Consider the following 1,360-nt stretch of genomic DNA (forward strand, 5'->3'; position numbering starts at 1 on the left):
CGCAGCGACCTGGACCTGATGCGCCGCGAACTCCTCGTCACCGGCAAGGGCAACAAACAACGCATCGTCCGCTTCGGACACCCCTCAGCCCGCGCCATCGACCGCTACCTGCGCACCCGCGCCAAACACACCCACGCCACCAGCCGCCACCTGTGGCTGGGCACCAACAACCGCCCACCCATGACCGCCAACGGCATCTACCAGATGGTCGCCCGCCGCGGCCACGAATGCGGCGTCACCGTCCACCCGCACAAATTCCGCCACCACTTCTCCCACACCTGGCTCGACAAGGGCGGCGCCGAAGGCGACCTCATGGAACTCAACGGCTGGACATCACCCCAGATGCTCCGCCGCTACGGCCGCAGCGCCGCCGGCACCCGAGCCCGCCGCACCTACGACCGCATCATGGAGGACTAACAACCACAGAGCCCCGGCGCCGACCGCGCCGGGGCTCCCTCACGCCTCAGCCCTTCTTCCGCACCTGCGCCGACCTCTTGGCCAACCGCAGCATGTACGCCCGCTTGGCCAACTCAGCCCGCGCACGCCGCTCCTCCGGCGCAAGCACACCCTCCGGATCCACCTCACGCTCAAACCGAGCAAGAAACGCATCCCTCGCCGGCCGAGTACGCCGCCTACGGTCTCCCGTCCTGCTCCACGACACCAGCGCAGCAATCCGCTTGTCGATCTCCGCCATCCACTCTCCCCGACCCACACCGGACACCGGAGAAGCTCAGGCAACACCTTCCAGCCACCCACCGCCACCACAGAGCACACCACGCACCCCGAGAGCTCCTAACCCGCCTTACGCTCCACAAGTCCCCCGGCCCTGATCAAAACAAACACCCCCACAGCCACCACCGAATCCCACGAGAAAGAGGAACGGCCACAATCTCCGCTTTCTACTTCCCATCTCCGCCCCCATCCCCGCCCGCGTAGGAGCAGCGGCCCTCGATGGGGTTCGGGTCGGCCTCGAGGGGACCATCTCCGCGAGCGCGAGGAGCAGATGAGCACGTTGGCGCCCGCCTTGGCCGCGTGGGGACCATCCCCACATGCCTGGGGAGCAGAGGAGGGAGGAGGGAGGCCGCCCGCCTGGACCATCTCCGCGTGCGCGGGGAGCAGGTTGCCATGAGACCGATGCCCCGGGCGACGTCAGGACCATCCCGGCCTGCGTGGGGAGCAGCTGCCCTGGTCCTGGTCCTGGTGGCTGCTCAGGGACCATCCCGCGTGCGCGGGGAGCACCCGGACGGCACCGCCAAGCCGTGTGTCGACGACGGGTGAAAACTGACCCCCAGGCGACGGCTGGAATCTGACCCCTCTCACTGTGTGGAGGGTGATCAGGGTGGAGGACTGGGCGGAGATC

General features: G+C 68.2%; 1 protein-coding gene. It reads left to right on the forward strand.

The window, feature by feature from the left end; genetic code table 11:
• Positions 1 to 417: tyrosine-type recombinase/integrase (locus E1291_RS41370; protein ID WP_165495555.1), on the forward strand; the 417-nt coding region annotated here is incomplete at its 5' end.
• Positions 418 to 1,360: the final 943 nt, after the last annotated feature.

Source organism: Actinomadura roseirufa (assembly GCF_900659635.1).
Lineage (GTDB): Bacteria > Actinomycetota > Actinomycetes > Streptosporangiales > Streptosporangiaceae > Spirillospora > Spirillospora roseirufa.